Source organism: Tundrisphaera macrotermitis (assembly GCF_051175315.1).
Lineage (GTDB): Bacteria > Planctomycetota > Planctomycetia > Isosphaerales > Isosphaeraceae > Tundrisphaera.
Map to the genome: position 1 here is coordinate 990,717 of NZ_CP195100.1, position 17,752 is coordinate 1,008,468.

General features: G+C 68.4%; 13 protein-coding genes. 6 read left to right on the forward strand and 7 right to left on the reverse strand.

Annotated features, from left to right (window positions below; translation table 11 throughout):
- Positions 1–11 precede the first annotated feature (11 nt).
- Positions 12–2,231 (forward strand): glutamine amidotransferase, encoded by a 2,220-nt coding sequence (locus tag TA3x_RS04370; RefSeq protein WP_435018885.1) that lies wholly within the window; start codon positions 12–14, stop codon positions 2,229–2,231.
- Positions 2,232–2,516: 285 nt separating this feature from the next.
- The gene (locus tag TA3x_RS04375) at positions 2,517–3,263 is read left to right on the forward strand and encodes an Npun_F0296 family exosortase-dependent surface protein (RefSeq protein WP_435018886.1); all 747 of its coding nucleotides are present in this window, start codon (positions 2,517–2,519) and stop codon (positions 3,261–3,263) included.
- An 84-nt stretch (positions 3,264–3,347) separates the two neighbouring features.
- Here TA3x_RS04375 and nadB read toward each other — a convergent pair whose 3' ends face one another.
- Positions 3,348–5,012 (reverse strand): L-aspartate oxidase, encoded by a 1,665-nt coding sequence (nadB, locus tag TA3x_RS04380; RefSeq protein ID WP_435018887.1) that lies wholly within the window; start codon positions 5,010–5,012, stop codon positions 3,348–3,350.
- An 86-nt stretch (positions 5,013–5,098) separates the two neighbouring features.
- On the reverse strand, positions 5,099–5,575 hold the full coding sequence (locus TA3x_RS04385) for a hypothetical protein (RefSeq protein ID WP_435018888.1): 477 nt from the start codon (positions 5,573–5,575) through the stop codon (positions 5,099–5,101).
- A gap of 87 nt (positions 5,576–5,662) precedes the next feature.
- Here TA3x_RS04385 and TA3x_RS04390 point away from each other — a divergent pair, with 87 nt between their 5' ends.
- Positions 5,663–8,641 (forward strand): hypothetical protein, encoded by a 2,979-nt coding sequence (locus tag TA3x_RS04390; RefSeq protein ID WP_435018889.1) that lies wholly within the window; start codon positions 5,663–5,665, stop codon positions 8,639–8,641.
- Between the two features lie 45 nt (positions 8,642–8,686).
- Complete coding sequence (locus TA3x_RS04395) at positions 8,687–10,330, forward strand: hypothetical protein (protein ID WP_435018890.1); 1,644 nt, start codon at positions 8,687–8,689, stop codon at positions 10,328–10,330.
- Between the two features lie 427 nt (positions 10,331–10,757).
- On the opposite strand, the gene TA3x_RS04400 is transcribed toward TA3x_RS04395, so the two are convergent.
- The 4 genes from TA3x_RS04400 to TA3x_RS04415 all read right to left on the reverse strand — a co-directional run bounded on the left by TA3x_RS04400 (position 10,758) and on the right by TA3x_RS04415 (position 14,757).
- A complete protein-coding gene (locus TA3x_RS04400) occupies positions 10,758–11,201 on the reverse strand; it encodes a hypothetical protein (RefSeq protein ID WP_435018891.1) in 444 nt (147 codons plus the stop codon).
- Between the two features lie 95 nt (positions 11,202–11,296).
- The gene (locus TA3x_RS04405) at positions 11,297–12,343 is read right to left on the reverse strand and encodes a DUF1559 domain-containing protein (RefSeq protein WP_435018892.1); all 1,047 of its coding nucleotides are present in this window, start codon (positions 12,341–12,343) and stop codon (positions 11,297–11,299) included.
- 337 nt (positions 12,344–12,680) lie between these two features.
- Positions 12,681–13,529: an IS5 family transposase gene (locus TA3x_RS04410; protein WP_435022289.1), complete on the reverse strand. Its 849-nt coding sequence runs from the start codon at positions 13,527–13,529 to the stop codon at positions 12,681–12,683.
- Positions 13,530–13,659: 130 nt separating this feature from the next.
- Positions 13,660–14,757 carry a sugar-binding protein gene (locus TA3x_RS04415; RefSeq protein ID WP_435018893.1) on the reverse strand — a complete coding sequence of 366 codons (1,098 nt, stop codon included), beginning with the start codon at positions 14,755–14,757 and terminating at the stop codon, positions 13,660–13,662.
- Between the two features lie 187 nt (positions 14,758–14,944).
- On the opposite strand from TA3x_RS04415, the gene TA3x_RS04420 reads away from it, so the two are divergent.
- Positions 14,945–15,799: a sugar phosphate isomerase/epimerase family protein gene (locus tag TA3x_RS04420; protein WP_435018894.1), complete on the forward strand. Its 855-nt coding sequence runs from the start codon at positions 14,945–14,947 to the stop codon at positions 15,797–15,799.
- Between the two features lie 6 nt (positions 15,800–15,805).
- Positions 15,806–16,690, forward strand: a complete 885-nt coding sequence (locus TA3x_RS04425; RefSeq protein WP_435018895.1) for a UbiA family prenyltransferase — start codon at positions 15,806–15,808, stop codon at positions 16,688–16,690.
- Here the strand turns inward: TA3x_RS04425 and TA3x_RS04430 are convergent.
- Positions 16,678–17,508 carry a TatD family hydrolase gene (locus TA3x_RS04430; protein ID WP_435018896.1) on the reverse strand — a complete coding sequence of 277 codons (831 nt, stop codon included), beginning with the start codon at positions 17,506–17,508 and terminating at the stop codon, positions 16,678–16,680. The genes TA3x_RS04425 and TA3x_RS04430 overlap by 13 nt on opposite strands.
- Between the last annotated feature and the right edge of the window lie 244 nt (positions 17,509–17,752).

Consider the following 17,752-nt stretch of genomic DNA (forward strand, 5'->3'; position numbering starts at 1 on the left):
GGATCGGCGCGATGTCCTACAGCCTGAGACCGATCGGCTCCTGGCCCCTGGTGGCGGTGCTGGCCATCGCCGTGATGGGGGTGACGCTCTGGATCTACCGCCAGAAGCTCCGGACCTCCTCGGGCCGGTGGCGGTGGGTCGCGCTCGCGCTCCGGGTCGCGGCCGTCCTGCTCTGCATCCTCGCGGCGCTCCGGCCTTCGCTGCTGATCGACCAGAAGATGAAGGACGCCAGCGTCGTCCTCCTGCTGATCGACTCCAGCGGCAGCATGATCATCGCCGACGAGGCCGGCGGCAAGACCCGGTGGGCCGCCGCCCGCGAGGCCCTGGACTCGGCCAAGAAGGCCCTGGACGGCCGGCCCAACAAGGAGTTGCTCGAAGTCAAGGTGCTCCGGTTCGACAAGGAGTTGCGCGACGACCGGCCCGACGACGTCAAGCCACCCGACGGCCGCCAGACCGAACTCGGCTCGGTCATGCTCAAGGCCGCCAAGGATCAGCAGGGCAAGCGGGTCTCCTCGATGGTGGTGATCGGCGACGGGGCCTCCAACGGGGGGATCTCCCCGCTGGTCGCGGCCCAGCAGCTCAAGGGGCAGGTCCCGGTCGTCACCGTGGGGGTGGGCCAGGCGAATGCCGGAAAGGAGTCGCCGGACATCGCCGCGCGCGACCTCGTGGCCGGGCCGACCGTCTTCGTCAAGAATCAGCCGGAGATCAGCGGGACGCTCGCGGTTCGGGGGTTCGCCGACCAGCCGATCGAGGTCGAGCTGCTGGCCGAGGGGGAATCCCGGCCCGTGGCCACCAAGACCATCAAGGTGCCCGAGGGCGCCCAGGCCGTCACCGTCTCCGGGTTCAAGTACATCCCGACCACCGTCGGCGAGAAGCGGCTGACGCTCCGGGTCAAGCCCCGGCCCAACGAGCTGGTGGCCACCAACAACGAGATCAGCACCTACCTGGATGTCCTGAAGGGGGGGCTCAAGGTCCTCTACATCCAGGGCCCGGGCTTCTCCTGGGAGCCGAAGTATCTCGTCCGCGGCCTCGACGCCGCCCGCGAGATCCACGCCGACCTCCGTGTGCTCCGCGAGCCGGCCCGGGGCGACAAAAGCCTGATCGAGGATGCCGAGTTCGCGCCCGGCCAGTACGACGTCTACGTCCTGAGCAACCTCCCGGCCGACCACCTGACCCGGAGGCAGATCGCCCTGCTGGCGGGGGCCGTGGACAAGGGGGCCGGGCTCATCATGCTGGGCGGAGACCGCAGCTTCGGCCCCGGGGGCTGGGGCAACACCGAGATCGGCCGCCTCCTGCCGGTCCAGGTCAGCGGCAGCGACGGCCAGATCGACCCGGGCGACGACGGCCTCAAGGTCGTCCCCGACGCCCTGGGCCTGGAAAACTACGTCCTCCGGCTCGCCCCCACCCCGGCGGAAAACGCCCGCGTCTGGGCGGCCCTGCCCCCCATCACCGGCGCCAATCGCTTCGGCCCGCCCCGAGCGGGGGCCTTCGTGCTGGCCAAGGCGGGCCGCGACCCGCTGATGATCGCCCAAGATGCCGCCGGCAAGGGTCGGGTCATCGCCTTCGGCGGCGAGACCTGGCCCTGGGCCCGCGCGACCGACGAGGGCCGCGTGGCCCACGCCAAGTTCTGGAGGCAGGCGATCCTCTGGCTGGCCCGCAAGGAGGATGCGGGGGAAAGCCGGGTGGACCTCAAGCTCGACGCCCGCCGCGTCTCGGCCGGGCAGAAGCTCGACCTGACCGCCTCCGCCCGCGACGCCCGCAACGAGCCGATCCCCGACGCCCAGTTCGAGTCCACCGTGACCCGGCTCTCCGCCTCCGGCCAGCCTGAGGGGAAGCCCGAGGCGGTGCCCTTCTACCTCCAGGGGGACGACGCAAAGGGGGCCTACTTCGCCGGCGGGCAGCCGGGCGAGTACCTCGTCGAGGTCAAGGGCACCCGGGGCGGCCAGCCCATCGGCTCGGCCTCGGCCCGATTCATGGTCTACCAGGACGACCGGGAGTTGGAGAACCCCGCCGCCGACCCCGCCCTGCTCCGCCAGATCGCCGAGATCACCGGCGGCGCTTCGCTCCGCGCCGAGGAGTTGGAGAAGCACCTCAAGGACCTCGGCCCCGAGGCGGCCGAGAGCGTCCATCAGACCGAGCATCGGCTCTGGGACAACTGGACCTTCTTCCTGATCTACGCCGGACTGCTCTGCGCCGAGTGGGGTCTCCGCAAGGCCAAGGGCTGGGTCTGACCGGTGCGGCCCCGACCGACGATCGAGGAGGCGGTCGCGATCCCGGGACTTAGGTCGGAGCCCGGGTCGATCCGAACGGAGGCCGGCGCGGGGGGAGAAAATCCGCGGACCGCCCGATTGTCTCCGGAAAAGTGACATAGGGTTGATTGTGCACCGGGACTCGGCCCCTGGCCTCCCGGGAGGCGATCGCGGACTGGATCCGATGGAGGGGAATCACCTCCACGGGCCGGGCGGCCGCCGCTCGCACCGACGGATCAATCCATCGATCAGAGTGAGGAACACTTGATGACGTTCTTGTCGCGAGCCCGCCGAGTTGCCGTGATCCTGGGTTTCGGGTCGATCCTGGCCGCCAGCGAGGCTCGCGCCGGCTTCGTCGTGACCGCGGAGGCGGCCGGCGTCCAAAATTCCCAACTTTCCGGGGTGGTCACCGAATCGTTCGACAAGATCGCGACCGGCAAGTACACCAGCCTCACCACGGCGGTCGGCACGATCACCTCGCCGGGCCTGTCGGTCATCGCGGCCGACGCTTATGGGGGCGCCGGCGGCTCGGGTCGCTATGCCGCGATCGGGGCCCAGAGCGGGACCCTGACGGCCACCCTGACCCTGCTCAACCCTCAGTCGTACTTCGGCTTCTGGTGGTCCGCGGCCGATCCCAACAACCTGATCGACTTCCTCTCGCAGGGGAAGGTGGTCGCCAGTTTCGATCCGAGCAAGGCCCTGGGCAGCCTGGGCAATAGCTATTTCAGGAACCCCAACAATACCGCGAACGCGGGCGAGAAGTACGCTTACCTGAACATCTACGGGACCGACGGTTCGACCTTCGACCAGATCCGATTCACCAACCTGACGGCGGGCAGCGGCTACGAGACCGACAACTGGAGCATCCGCTCGGCACCCGTCACCACCGCCTATTCCGGGGCAACCCTCAACGGTGCCGTCGTCGGGGCCGTGCCCGAGCCGAGCAGCCTGGCCCTGGTCGCTTCAGGGTTGGCGGGCCTGGTCGGCCTTCGCCTCCGCCGGAAGGCCGCCTGATCGTCCCGCATGAGCGAGCACAAATCGATTCCCGCCCCGGGCCCGGTCGCCCCTTCGACCGGGCCCGATGACGTTTCGAAGGGTTCAGCCGCGGCTCAGCACCCCGTCGGCATCCGCCCGTTCGGCGACGAATGGGGGGCGATGGAAGGCCAGGTGGCGGGCCCATGCGGAATCGGTGGCAGGGAAGTCGCGTCGGGTGTGGACCCCTCGCGACTCCTCGCGCCCATCGGCGGCGGCGATCATGAGCCGCGCCACGGTGAGCATGTTCTGTAGCGTCCATCCGTCGGGGCCGTCGAAGGTCTGGTCCAGGGCATAGCGGCACCAGAAATCGACCTGCTCGGCCGCCTCGGACAGGCCCCGGGCATCGCGGGTGATCCCGACCGATCGCCACATCAGGGCGCGGAGCGATTCCCGGATATCGGCCAGATCCAGGGGGCTCCGCGCCGGGCCGGGACCGGACTGGGCCGAGATGGGCGGGACTTCCAGGCGGGCGGGGTCGGCCTTTCCCAGAGTCCGGGCGATGTCCTCGGCGGCCCTCGCGCCGTGGACCAGCCCTTCGAGCAGGCTATTGGAGGCCAGGCGGTTGGCCCCGTGGAGCCCGGAACTGGTGACCTCGCCGGCCGCCCAGAGGCCGGGCAGGTCGGTCCGGCCGTCCTTGTCGATGGTCACCCCCCCGATCATGTAATGGGCACCGGGCCGGACCGGGATCGGATCGCGGGTGATGTCGAGGTCGAACCCCCGGCACAGGGCGGCGATGCCCGGGAACCGAGCGCGGACGTAGTCCGGGTCGAGATGCGAGAGGTCGAGGTAGACGTTGGGATGCTGGGTCTTCGCCATCCGGTCGACGATCGCCCGCGAGACGTCGTCGCGCGGGGCGAGCTCGGCGTCGGGGTGGTACTCGGGCATGAACCGGACGCCGGCCCGATCGCGGAGGTAGGCCCCTTCCCCCCGCAGCGCCTCGGTCAGGAGGTGGCGCGACGACCCGGCGATGTAGAGCACGGTTGGGTGGAACTGCATGAACTCCATGTCGCGCAGCTCGGCCCCGGCGCGATAGGCGAGGGCGTGGCCGTCGGCGGTGGCGATCCCCGGGTTGGTCGTCTCCCGGAAGAGTTGCCCCGCCCCCCCGGTGGCCAGCACCGTCGCTCGGGCCCAGATCAGGGTCGGACCCCGGCGGCGGTCCCAGACCAGGGCACCCCGGCACATCCCATCGTGGGTCAGCAGGTCGATCGTGAAGCTGTTCTGCCAGATCCGAACATTCGGCCGGGCCCGCGCCTTCTGGATTACGGCCCGCATCAGCTCGATCCCGGTGGCGTCGCCCAGGGCGTGGACGATCCGGGCGTGCGAGTGTCCGCCCTCGCGGGTGAGGGCCACCTGGCCGTCCCTCTGGTCGAACGCGGTCCCCCAGGCGATCAGCTCGTTGATCCGCCCGGGGGCCTCGCGGACCACCAGCTCGACCGTCTCCGGATCGCACAGGCCCTTGCCCGCGGCGAGGGTATCCGCGATGTGGTCCTCGAAGTGGTCTTCGGGATCGAGGACTCCCGCGATCCCTCCCTGCGCATAGGTGCTGTTGCTCTCCCTGACCTCATCCTTGGTCACCACCAGGACGCGGTGCGAGTCCGGCACCCCGAGCGCCGCCCGGAGGCCGGCCACGCCGCCCCCGACGATCAGGACGTCGACGAAGTGGTGAGGTAGGTCGCGCGGATCGAAATCGATCAGATAACGGCGGGGGAGGACGAGCGGCTGGATCATCGGATGCGACCGCCCGGGGACGGATCTCCGTGGGATCGGGGCGGCGCCGCGGCCTGGGCCCGGCCGCCGCCCCGGAGGGTTCGTTTTCAACGATTCGAGGACGGCGGCGATGCGGACGCCGGGGGCGAGGCCGCGTCGAGGCTCTGGCGATAGGCCTTGACGTGGCGTTCCAGGCCGGGGGGCGGGCTCGACCTCCGCCCCTGGACGTTTCCGGTCAGGTCGTCCTGGGGGAGCGATGACCCCGACCGGTCGTTGCGATTGCTGACCGTGGCGGAGGTCCGGAATTCGGGGGCCTTCCGATTCGGGTCGATAACTTTCTCCTGGCCCGGGCTCACCTTGATCTCGCGACCGGGCCCGATGGGCTCGGCCTGCTCCCTCTTGGTGAACTTCTTGACGAACTGCTCGGCCTCCTCCTTCGTCATGCCGGTCTGCCGCTCGAGGTCCGGGGTGAACTTGTCCTCCCGGATCAGGTCCTGGATCTTGCGGATGACCAGGGGACTCCCCGAGTCGGGGGCGATGGACGGCTCGGGATTCGCCGGCGGTCCCTCCTGGACCGGCGGCAACGCCTCGGCCCGATCTTTGCCCGCCGCTCCCGACGAAGCCCCTCCCCGCCCCCCCGCCCCGGTGGGAACACCCTGCTGACCCTGACCTTGGCCTTGCTGGCCCTGTCCCTGCTGGCCCTTCATTTCCTGGCCGTTCTGTCCCTGCTGACCCTGGCCTTGCTGGCCCTGGCCTTGGCCCTGCTGACCCTGGCCTTGCTGACCTTGGCCCTGCTGTCCCTGCTGACCCTGTCCTTGCTGACCCTGTCCCTGCTGGCCCTGGCCCTGCTGACCCTGACCCTGCTGGCCTTGGCCCTGCTGGCCCTGGCCCTGCTGACCCTGGCCTTGCTGACCTTGGCCCTGCTGTCCCTGCTGACCCTGTCCTTGCTGACCCTGTCCCTGCTGACCCTGGCCCTGCTGACCCTGGCCTTGCTGACCTTGGCCCTGCTGTCCCTGCTGACCCTGGCCTTGCTGGCCCTGGCCCTGCTGACCCTGGCCCTGCTGACCCTGACCCTGCTGGCCTTGGCCCTGCTGGCCCTGGCCCTGCTGACCTTGGCCCTGCTGACCCTGGCCCTGCTGACCCTGGCCCTGCTGACCCTGTCCTTGCTGACCTTGGCCCTGCTGGCCCTGCTGACCCTGGCCCTGCTGACCCTGTCCTTGCTGACCCTGTCCCTGCTGGCCCTGGCCCTGCTGACCCTGACCCTGCTGGCCTTGGCCCTGCTGACCCTGGCCTTGCTGACCTTGGCCCTGCTGGCCCTGCTGACCCTGGCCCTGCTGACCCTGTCCTTGCTGACCCTGTCCCTGCTGGCCCTGGCCCTGCTGACCCTGGCCTTGCTGACCTTGGCCCTGCTGGCCCTGCTGACCCTGGCCCTGCTGACCCTGTCCTTGCTGACCCTGTCCCTGCTGGCCCTGGCCCTGCTGACCCTGGCCTTGCTGACCTTGGCCCTGCTGTCCCTGCTGACCCTGTCCTTGCTGACCCTGTCCCTGCTGACCCTGGCCCTGCTGACCCTGGCCCTGCTGACCCTGGCCCTGCTGACCCTGGCCTTGCTGGCCCTGGCCCTGCTGACCCTGGCCCTGCTGACCCTGACCCTGCTGGCCTTGGCCCTGCTGGCCCTGGCCCTGCTGACCTTGGCCCTGCTGACCCTGGCCCTGCTGGCCCTGGCCCTGCTGGCCCTGGCCCTGCTGACCCTGGCCTTGCTGGCCCTGTCCCTGCTGTCCCTTCATTTCCTGGCCGTTCTGTCCCTGCTGACCCTGTCCTTGCTGGCCTTGGCCCTGCTGTCCCTGCTGACCCTGTCCTTGCTGACCCTGTCCCTGCTGGCCCTGACCCTGCTGACCCTGTCCCTGCTGACCCTGGCCTTGCTGACCTTGGCCCTGCTGGCCCTTCATTTCCTGGCCGTTCTGTCCCTGCTGACCCTGGCCCTGCTGACCTTGGCCCTGCTGGCCCTTCATTTCCTGGCCGTTCTGTCCCTGCTGACCCTGTCCTTGCTGACCCTGGCCTTGCTGACCCTGGCCCTGCTGACCTTGGCCCTGCTGACCCTGGCCCTGCTGACCCTGGCCTTGCTGACCTTGGCCCTGCTGGCCCTGCTGACCCTGTCCCTGCTGACCCTGTCCTTGCTGACCCTGTCCCTGCTGGCCCTGGCCCTGCTGACCCTGACCCTGCTGGCCCTGACCCTGCTGACCCTGTCCCTGCTGACCCTGGCCTTGCTGACCTTGGCCCTGCTGGCCCTTCATTTCCTGGCCGTTCTGTCCCTGCTGACCCTGGCCTTGCTGACCTTGGCCCTGCTGTCCCTTCATTTCCTGGCCGTTCTGTCCCTGCTGACCCTGTCCTTGCTGACCCTGGCCTTGCTGACCCTGGCCCTGCTGACCCTGACCCTGCTGGCCTTGGCCCTGCTGGCCCTGGCCCTGCTGACCTTGGCCCTGCTGGCCCTTCATTTCCTGGCCGTTCTGTCCCTGCTGACCCTGTCCTTGCTGACCTTGGCCCTGCTGTCCCTGCTGACCCTGGCCTTGCTGGCCCTGGCCCTGCTGACCCTGGCCCTGCTGACCCTGACCCTGCTGGCCTTGGCCCTGCTGGCCCTGGCCCTGCTGACCTTGGCCCTGCTGACCCTGGCCCTGCTGACCCTGGCCTTGCTGACCTTGGCCCTGCTGGCCCTGCTGACCCTGGCCCTGCTGACCCTGTCCTTGCTGACCCTGTCCCTGCTGGCCCTGGCCCTGCTGACCCTGACCCTGCTGGCCTTGGCCTTGCTGACCTTGGCCCTGCTGGCCCTGGCCCTGCTGACCCTGGCCTTGCTGACCTTGGCCTTGCTGACCTTGGCCCTGCTGGCCCTTCATTTCCTGGCCGTTCTGTCCCTGCTGACCCTGGCCTTGCTGACCTTGGCCCTGCTGTCCCTTCATTTCCTGGCCGTTCTGTCCCTGCTGACCCTGTCCTTGCTGGCCTTGGCCCTGCTGTCCCTGCTGACCCTGTCCTTGCTGACCCTGTCCCTGCTGGCCCTGACCCTGCTGACCCTGTCCCTGCTGACCCTGGCCTTGCTGACCTTGGCCCTGCTGGCCCTTCATTTCCTGGCCGTTCTGTCCCTGCTGACCCTGGCCCTGCTGACCTTGGCCCTGCTGGCCCTTCATTTCCTGGCCGTTCTGTCCCTGCTGACCCTGTCCTTGCTGACCCTGTCCTTGCTGACCTTGGCCCTGCTGACCCTGGCCCTGCTGACCCTGGCCTTGCTGACCTTGGCCCTGCTGGCCCTGGCCCTGCTGACCCTGGCCTTGCTGACCTTGGCCTTGCTGACCTTGGCCCTGCTGGCCCTTCATTTCCTGGCCGTTCTGTCCCTGCTGACCCTGGCCTTGCTGACCTTGGCCCTGCTGTCCCTTCATTTCCTGGCCGTTCTGTCCCTGCTGACCCTGGGGTTCGTTGGCGGCCTCGGAGTTGGGCTGGGCATCGGGCCCGGTGGGGTTGGGCTTGGAGATGTCGGGCGGACGAGATTGATTCTTGTTTTGCGGGGGAGCGGCGGCTCCGGGGTTGCGCGAGGGATCGTCCTTCCGCGTCGCGTCGTTCACGCCGGGCGGGTTCGATCCGTCCTGGTTGGGATTCCGATCGGGTGAGCTCCCCGAGGGGGGCTGCTGGCCGACGCGATCGCCCGGATTGGGTTGGTTTCGGTTTTCGCCCGGGTTGGCCTGATTCCGATCGAGGATCTGATTCAGCCTTTCCAGCTTGCGGAGGTCTTCGGGGGTCAGATCGTCCCGGCCGCGAGCGGGCTGATCCGCGCCGGCTCGGCGATCGTCGGGCTGGGGGGCGGGGTCGTTGCGGGCGAGGAGTCGGTCGTCATCCTTGGGCTTGTCCTCGCCTCGCTCGCCGCGATCCTTCTCGGCCTGCTGGGCCGGTGCGTTGGGGTCGCGGGGGGGCTGGGCCTCCTCGGCGGCGGGGGGGGGCGGATTCTCCTTGCGGGCCTGCTCGTCGAGCTTGGCGAGCTGCTCCGGAGGAGCGGGCTCGGTGATCTCGATGATCTGCTTCTCGGTCTGGGCGCTGTTGGATCGCGGCTCCTTGTTGTCGCGGGCCACCAGCATGTATTCGACCTGGGTCCCCGGCTTCAACTTCAGGCCGGCCAGGTCGATCTCCTCGGTCATGGCGATCTTTCGTTCCGGCTTCTTGTCTTCCCAGAGGTCGCGGGAGATCAGCGGCTCGCTCCCCTGGGCGACGCTCAGGATGAGCGACTTCACGCCAAAGTCGTCGACCGCCTCGATCACCAGCGGCACCCGGGCGTTGCTGGGCATCTTGATGCGGGGCGCGGGGGAGACGAACCGGACGCCGGGGATCTGGTCGCGGGTCGCGTGGATGTCGTACAGGACCGGGTCGGGATTGATCTGGCCGCCCGTCGTCTGGAACTTGATCGTGTAGGAGCCGTCCGACTCGACGCGGAATCGGCCCGAGAGCCGGTGGGGATCCTCGCCGCTCACCGACATGGCGACGGTGCGCTGCTTGCCGAAGTCGAGGTGGCCCGACTGGGCCGGCTGGTTGGTCCGGGCGTGGACCGTGATCATCGTCCCTTCGATGGCATCGACCACGCCGCCTTCCACGCCGAGCCGATCGGGCACGCCGGTGTAGGGCGGGAACTTGTAGTCGAGCGTCACCCCGGTGACCATCGGCGCGGGCAGGACATGAATCCGATATCGGCGCGACTCGGCGTCGCCGCCGGCGATGTAGTACAGGGTGTCCTGCTGGATGTTCCGGATCGACGTCTTCCACTCGTCGTAGGGGTTCGGCCCCGGTGCGAACTCCTGCTCGGCGAAGAAGCCGCCTTCATCGACGCTCGACCGCAGGACGACCTTCTCGGGGCGGACCCCCTGGACCTCGACCGAGAACGGGACGTTGGTCCCGGCCACGACGTTGATCAACTCGGGGTCGTCGCCGGGCTTGATCGCCACGAACCGGGTGTTGGTGGGGCGCACCACGTCGGCCAGGAAGGCCCGCTTGGCCGAGTCCACGATGCTCTTGGGCGCGACCACCATGTACAGGCTGACCAGGACGACGAGCCCCAGCAGGGCGTAGAACGTCCGGAGCACCCGGCCCTGATTGACGACCCCGTGGAGTTCGACCTTGGTCAGGTCCCCCACCGCCTTCGCCTCGACCGCACGCAAGGTCCGCTTGGGCAGCTCGTCGCGGTGCTTGCGGAGTTCGAGATAACTGATGAGGCTGTTCTTGAAGGCAGGGTCCAGATCCTCGATCGTCTTGGCGGCGTAGAGCCCGTTCACCCTCTGAATCGACGGGCGGATGATGCGGTAGTAGGAGAATAGGGCCGCACCCGCCAGCCCGCCGAACAGGATGATCTGCCGCGACCAGATCGGCAGGCCGATCGCGTGGTCGAGCACGACTTCCAGGAACAAGACGGCCAGGGTCACCGTGGCCAGCAGGAGCGCGGCGCCCAGGACGTCGGTCTTCTTGATCTCCGCCTGGGTCCGGCCGAGTCGGTAATCGATGTATTGCTCGAAGTCCAGCCTCTTGCCGTGCGTCTGCGTGCCCAGGGCCATGGCGCGTGCTCCTCCGGCGGACGATCGACGATCAGATGAGACCCATTATACGCCCTCCGCAACCCGAGGGCACAACCACTCTGACGAATGACAGGGGCCTTCGCCGCCCGATGGGTGGCGAAGGCCCCTGTTGTGGTCGCTGCGGATCGTCGTCGGATCGGGCCGCCGGGCCCGCTCATGGCCGATGCCGGGTTCAGTCGGTCAACTCGAAGTCGAAGGTATTCGACCCGCTCACGACCTTCGCCTTCAACCCGGAGGTGTCGGGCTTCTCGTACTTCTGCGGGGTGAGGATCTTCTTGGGGACGGGCTTGGTGGGGACGTAGTCGAGGACCGGCTCGTCGTGGGAGTAGACGGTGACCGCGTAATCCCCGAGCATCGCCCCGTCGCCGGGATCCTGGGTCTGGAGGGTGTAGGAGCCGTCCGGCTGGATCTCGGCGGTGGCGTTCCGGCCCTCCGGCGAGGCGGGCAGGAAGGTGACCGTCCCCTTGGGGACGGGATTCCCCTTGTATGTCACCTTGCCAGAAACCCGCGCCATCTCCGGCCCGGACGATCCGCAGGCGAAGGCGGCCAGGGTCGCAGCGGCCACGGCCAGCAGGCGGGCCCGGCGAAGTGCCTTCGACGTGAAGTCGGAAATCATCGGATTCGCATCCCGAAAAAGAAGAGGGCTCGGGCGAGGATCGCCCGCCGATGCGGATGCGATCGCCCGCCGGAGCCCGATGAAGACTCCAACAATCAATAGGCGTCGCTCGAGATCACCTCGCCCAGGTTCCGGGTGCTCAGGGCCTGGTAGGTCGCCATGTTGATCGTGGACTTGATGAACTTCACCGAGCCGTCGCACATCACGAAGTTGCCGCCGCCGGGGTGCTGGCTCCGGAAGCTATACCACAGATACCAGTTCCCGGTGGCGCTGGCCCCGGCCGTGCTGGCGCTGCCGTTGCCGGTGATCACGAACCCGGGGGCGATGTAGTTGAGCGGCAGGGCGGTCGAGCCGACGGTCTGGTTGGCCTCCACCCAGGCATTCCACTTGGTCACCCGCATGAGCTGCTCGCCGGCCATGAGGGTGTTGGAGGTGCCGTCGACGATCTCCGAGATGCGGACGCCCGGGCACTCCCGCCAGAAGATCCCGCTGCCGGTCGGCGGGGGCGGGGGGACGGTCGCCCCGCCGGTCGGGTCGCCGAGCTGGGCACCGCGGCAGTTGTACCCCTGGGTCGCGTTGAACGTGGAGACGCCGGCCGCCGGGCAGCTCGAGCAATTCAGGCAGTTGTCGCCGACGTTCCCGACGTACGAAGTCCCGGCCGCCGAGGCACCGTCGTTGATCTCGTCGGCGTTCTCCAGGTCCCTGGGCCGGCTGCTGTCCGAGGGGCAGAGCAGCGTGTTGAGCACGGTGTCGCGGACGGTCGTGTTCTGCATGCCGAGCTTCTCGGTCGTCTTCCAGCCGGCGTTCGACGTCCCCCACATAAAGTTGAAGTTCACCGAATTGTACAGGGCCTGCTGCTCCATCTGCGGGAGCACGAAGACGATCCAGCTCGAGTTGTTCCAGACGTAGTTGGCGGTCGAGTAGTTCGGATGCAGATAGAGGTTGGATGGGAATGTATCCGAGATGCTGTGATAATTGTGGCAGGCCATCCCGAGTTGCTTCATGTTGTTGACGCACTGGGCGCGTCGGGCGGCCTCGCGCGCCGCCTGCACGGCCGGCAGCAGCAGGGCGATCAGGACGGCGATGATCGCGATCACCACCAGCAGCTCGATCAGCGTGAATCCTCGTGCACGACGCACCATGTCGGCCTCCTGGGCCTGAGTCGGATGATTCGGAAGACGTTGACGAAGAGCGGAGGCACTCGCGCGATCATCCGTCCCAGGAAAGGGGCGATGAGATGGCGACGACCAGCGAATGCGTTCTTTGGGGGAGATCCTTCATGCAAGTTATCGATGACGCTCTGCCTTGACAATGATCGTTTTTCGAATTTTATGTACGGCTGCGCATTCACTTGAATGAGACTCCGCACGCTTGCATCCTTCAATCGGGGCTATGCATTTCACGCGCCAGGAACGGACGTGCCGAAACTTTGGTTCGATCGGCCGAAATGAAGTTGTCCTGCTGCCGATTCGAGCAAGATTAGGGCGTGTCTGGCAATAGTGCCTTCAGCAACCGTTCAAGCATCGCCAGCTTGACCATCGCCTCGAAGTTCTCCGCCAGCTTCTCGAACCGCGTCGCAACCCGCCGCCGATCCTTCAGCCACCCGATGCAACGCTCCACCACGTTGCGACGGCGATACGACGCCTTGTCGAACCCCCGGACCCGCCTCTCATTGGACTTGGTCGGGATCACCGAGGCGATCCCCCGGCGACGGTTGGATCGGCGGATCTTCCGCGAGCTATAGCCCTTGTCGCCGGCCAACTTCCTGGGCCGGCTCCGGGGTCGGCCCCTCCGGCCGGGCACGCGTACCCGGCCCATTACCGCCTCGAACTGGGTCGCCTCGTGCCGCTGGCCGGCGGTCACCGTCACCGCCATCGGGAGGCCCTTGCCGTCGCAGATCAGGTGGATCTTCGAACCGAAGCCGCCGCGAGAGCGGCCCAACGCGTGGTCGGCCGGCTCGGCGGCCGTCCCGTGGGTCGGCGAGGCACCGGCGGCGTCGCGGCTCGCCCGGATCGAGGAGCCGTCGATGCAGAACAGGTCCCAGTCGATCTTGCCGGCGGCGTCGAGCCGCACATGCAGGGCCTCGAGCAGCCGGGCCCAGGTCCCGTCCTTGGCCCAGCGGTTGAACCGCTCGTAGACGGTCTGCCATGGGCCGTAGGTTGGCCTGGGCAGGTCACGCCAGGGGGAGCCGGTGTGGAGGATCCAGAGGATGCCGTCGATCACCCGGCGGTGCCCCTTCCAGGGGTGGCCGGGCCGGGCGTTGGTGGGCAGGAGCGGCTCGATGGCGGCGTAATGCTCGTCGGAGAGGGCGTGTCGGAGTTGAGCCAAGGTCGTGAGGGTGCTGGTGGGGTGATCCGTCCACTCCAATCGTATGGGCCGAGGCTATTGCCAGACACGCCCTAGGCCGGGAGGCGCACGTGGTTGCCTCCCTTCGATGACCGCCCCGGCGACCCAGCGATCAGCGACCCGGCATGATCCCTTCGTGGACCAGCCGGGGGGCGATGGTGGCGACGGTGGACCCCGCCGGATCCAGGATCCGGGCCGTCGCGAGGAACGTCCCCGGCGCGAAGTCGTCGATCGGCCACGACGCCACGGCGCGGGCGAATTTGAGGCCCTCGGGCCCGAATCGCTCGATCGTGGCCGGGATTGTGCGCACAATCCCCCCGTCGAGGCCGTGGATGCGGATCTCGACCGGACCGACCGCGCCCACCTGCGTCGGCGGGATCGCCACCACGGCGCGGGATCGGGCCCGCTCCGGCTGGACCCACGGGGTCTCGACCCACATCGGATACAGCGAGGCCTGGACCGCGGGCGTGGACTCCGTGGCCAAAGCCTGCCGCAACGACGGAACCAGCTTCACCTTCGCCTGCGAGGCCGGCTGCTGGACCGAGAGGGGAGAGCCGTAGGCGAACGTCCGGTCGACCCGGGCGGCGCCATCGCTGAAGCACAATTCCGCATCGAGCGACAGGACCGCCCCCGGCACGGCGGAGAACCCCGGGAAGTTGGCCCAGGGGAGCTTGAACTCCAGGTCGTAGGACGAGTCAGTCGCGGTGGCCGCGACCTCGACCCCCTTCAGCTCCGGATTCCCGGAGGCCGTGCCCTTGCGCACCGACCACCGAGGGCCGATCTTGTCCTTATCGAAGGCGGTGAAGTACATGTGGACCGCGCCGGGCGACCACTCCTTGCCGCGGAACGCGTCGTCGGGCCGGGCGTCGATGTAGAATTCGACCGCGTCGCCATTGAACAGGCCGCCGATCGGGCTGGGGTTGGCCTGCTTCTTGTCGAGCGAGCGGAGGCCGATGTACAGCGCCTCGTCGTCCCACTGGTAGAAGAACTGCGAGGCCCGGTTGGCCGGATCCTTGTGGTTGTAAGCGATCGGGGTGCAGAACGCCCGCGACCACTCGTCGAGCTTGCCGTCGACCGCGATCTTGCCCTCGGCCCGGGTCACGAAGCCCCGGACCCCGGCCGTCCGGGCATGCGGCTGATCCTCGGCCGCGACCGCGGCCCCGCCCAGGGCCAGACACATCGCCAGCCCCGCACCGATCGCCTTGCGCATGGTGGTACTCGATCTTTTCCAAGGAAGGGGATTCGTCCTCCTCGCCGGGGACGTCGCCGGATGCTACGGGGCGCCGGCGGGCGACGCAACCGGGCGACGCCCGCGGGTTGACCGGGGCCGGGCCCGCGCCATAATGGGGCGAACGGCCTACCGCGCCGGCCCAACCCCACCCGCGACGAGATCCCCGATGCGCCTCGCCTTCAGCACCAACGCCTACATGAAGTTCCCGTTCGAGGAGGCGGCGGCGCGGATCGCGGCCCTGGGCTACGACGGTCTGGAACTGATGGCCGACGTCCCGCACGCCTGGCCGATGGGCCTGCTGGAAGGCCCCAAGAAGTCGATCCTGGCCGCGATGGAGGCGAACCGCCTGACGTTCTCCAACGTCAACGCCTTCATGATGAATGCGATCAACGACCACCGCCATCCCTACCTGCACCCCTCGTTCATCGAACCCGACGCCGGCTATCGCCGGGTCCGGATCGACCACACGAGGCGGGCGATCGACCTGTGCGCCGAGTTGGGGGCCCCGCACATCACGACCGAGCCGGGCGGGCCCTTGCCCGAGGGGATGTCGCGGCAGGCGGCCATCGACCTGTTCGTCGAGGCGCTCAAGCCGCTGGCGGAGCATGCCGACAAGCGTGGAGTGCTGCTGCTGATCGAGCCCGAACCGCACCTGCTGGTCGAGACCACCGACCAGTACCTCGAAGTGGCCGACCGGGTCAATGCCCCGTCGATCGGGCTGAACTTCGACGTCGGCCACGCCTTCTGCGTCTCCGAGGACCTGCCCCGGTCGATCGCCAGGCTGGCGCCGCACACGCGCCACTATCACTTCGAAGACATCGCCGCGACCCGGGTCCATCACCACATGGTCCCCGGCACGGGGGCGATCGACTTCCCGGGCGTGGTCGAGGCGATCCGGGCGACCGGCTACGACGGCTGGATCACGGTCGAGCTGTACCCCAACATCGACGACCCCGACGCCGCCGCGAGGGGTGCGATGGAGCATCTCCGCCCCCTGCTCTCCGCGGCCCCGGTGTCCTGACGGCCCATGGCGATCAAGCCTTATCTCCAACTGGTCCGGCTGCCCAACCTGTTCACGGCCGCCGCCGACCCCCTGGCCGGCTGGCTCCTGACGCGCGGCGGCTTCGACGAGCCGGCCCGCTGGGGCCCGCTGGTGGCGGCCTCGGTGCTCATCTACGCCGGCGGCATCGTCCTCAACGACGTGTTCGACCACGACATCGACCTGCGGGAACGGCCCGAACGACCACTCCCGTCGGGCCAGGTCTCGCGAGGGTTGGCCGCCGCGTTCGGCTGGGGGACCCTGCTACTCGGGATCCTGGCCGCGTTCGGTTCGGGGTCGGCGACCAGCGGGATCGTCGCGGCCGGGCTGGTCGCCTGCGTCCTGGCCTATGACGGCGGGATGAAGCGGACGCCCCTCGGCCCGCAGTTCATGGGGGCGTGCCGAGGGTTGAGCTTCCTGCTGGGGATGAGCCAGGCGCCCGACCTCGGCGGCCCGGCCGGCTGGCTGATCGCGGCGTCGTTGATGGTGTTCGTCGCCGGTGTCACCTGGATCAGCCGATCCGAGGTCGAGACAGGCCAGACCCGCGGGCTGGTCGGCGGGCTCGTCCTGCAAAACCTGGCATTCGCCGGGCTGACGGCCGCATTCGTGATGGCCCGCGCCTCGGAGATCACCCTCGCGGTGGGCCTGGCGGTCCTGACGCTGGTCGGCCTGGTCGTCGACCGGGCCGGGCTCCGAGCGTATCGCGATCCGGTCCCGGCCACGTTCCAGAAGGCGGTCAAGACGGGCGTCCTGTCGCTGGTCTGGATCGACGTGGCGGCGGTCATGGCGGCGCGAGGGCCGGCATATGCCCTGGCCGTCGCGCTGCTCTGGGTGCCCGCCTTCCTGATCGGCCGCCGGCTCTACTCGACCTGAGCGGCCTGGGCGCGGGGCGTGAACGAGAACCGCGGGCACTGGCGGAAGAACGCCAGGGGGTTCTCGTAGACGACCTTGCGGATGGTCGCCTCGGCGTGGCCCCGCGACCGCATCTCGAAGATGAACTCTGGGACCGCCAGGGGGTCGCTGTGGCCCCAGTCCCCGGCCGAGTTCACCATGATGCGGTCGGTCCCGTACATCTCGATCATGTCCGCGGCGCGGGCCGGGGTGCACTTGGTGATCGGGTACAGGGTCATCCCGACCCAGTGCCCGGCATCCAGCGCCACGCGGATGGTGTGCTCCTCGACGTGGTCGATGCAGACCCGTTCAGGGGCGATCTTCGGCTCGCCCCGGATCATGTCCAGGATCATCCTCGTCCCCTGGTACTTGTCCGCCAGGTGGGGCGTGTGGACCAGGACCATCTCCCCGAGCTTCGCCGCCAGGTCCAGGTGTTCCAGGAACACCGTCGCCTCGTTCTTGGTGTTCTTGTTCAGCCCGATCTCGCCGATCCCCAGCACGTTGGGCCGGTCGATGAACTCGGGGATCATGGCGATCACCTGCCGCGACAACTCGACGTTCTCGGCTTCCTTGGCGTTGATGCACAGCCAGGTGCAATGCTCGATCCCATAGAGCATCGAGCGGTCACGCTCGTGCTTGACGAGCTGCCGGAAGTAGTCGCGGAACCCTTCGGGACCCGAGCGGTCGAACCCCGCCCAGAAGGCCGGCTCGCCGATCAATTCGCAGCCCGCCATCGCCATCCGCTTGTAGTCGTCGGTCGTCCGCGACACCATGTGGATATGGGGGTCGATGTAATTCATATGATGCTATGCCTCGCAGGCCATTTGTTGTTATGCATCCGGCATCGAAGATCATGCCGAGATCCATTCCGGCCCGTCGGATTCTCCCGAGTGCGAATGGATTCGCCGCCCGACCTATCATTCGCCAGGTTAGCATAACGGTGACGGGCCCGGAATCCTCCGCGAGGTGGGGAGGGGGCAGCGAGGCACGCCGGGATCCGGCTCCCGATCGCCGCCGATCCTGCTCGCCCCGGCCCGGCCCCTC

Excerpts from the sequence above, each read along its gene's own strand:
- TA3x_RS04370 (WP_435018885.1), top strand. The coding sequence starts at position 12 with ATGTCCTACAGCCTGAGACCGATCGGCTCCTGGCCCCTGGTGGCGGTG.
- TA3x_RS04375 (WP_435018886.1), top strand. The coding sequence starts at position 2,517 with ATGACGTTCTTGTCGCGAGCCCGCCGAGTTGCCGTGATCCTGGGTTTC.
- nadB (WP_435018887.1), bottom strand. The coding sequence starts at position 5,012 with ATGATCCAGCCGCTCGTCCTCCCCCGCCGTTATCTGATCGATTTCGAT.
- TA3x_RS04400 (WP_435018891.1), bottom strand. The coding sequence starts at position 11,201 with ATGATTTCCGACTTCACGTCGAAGGCACTTCGCCGGGCCCGCCTGCTG.
- TA3x_RS04405 (WP_435018892.1), bottom strand. The coding sequence starts at position 12,343 with ATGGTGCGTCGTGCACGAGGATTCACGCTGATCGAGCTGCTGGTGGTG.
- TA3x_RS04415 (WP_435018893.1), bottom strand. The coding sequence starts at position 14,757 with ATGCGCAAGGCGATCGGTGCGGGGCTGGCGATGTGTCTGGCCCTGGGC.
- TA3x_RS04420 (WP_435018894.1), top strand. The coding sequence starts at position 14,945 with ATGCGCCTCGCCTTCAGCACCAACGCCTACATGAAGTTCCCGTTCGAG.
- TA3x_RS04425 (WP_435018895.1), top strand. The coding sequence starts at position 15,806 with ATGGCGATCAAGCCTTATCTCCAACTGGTCCGGCTGCCCAACCTGTTC.
- TA3x_RS04430 (WP_435018896.1), bottom strand. The coding sequence starts at position 17,508 with ATGAATTACATCGACCCCCATATCCACATGGTGTCGCGGACGACCGAC.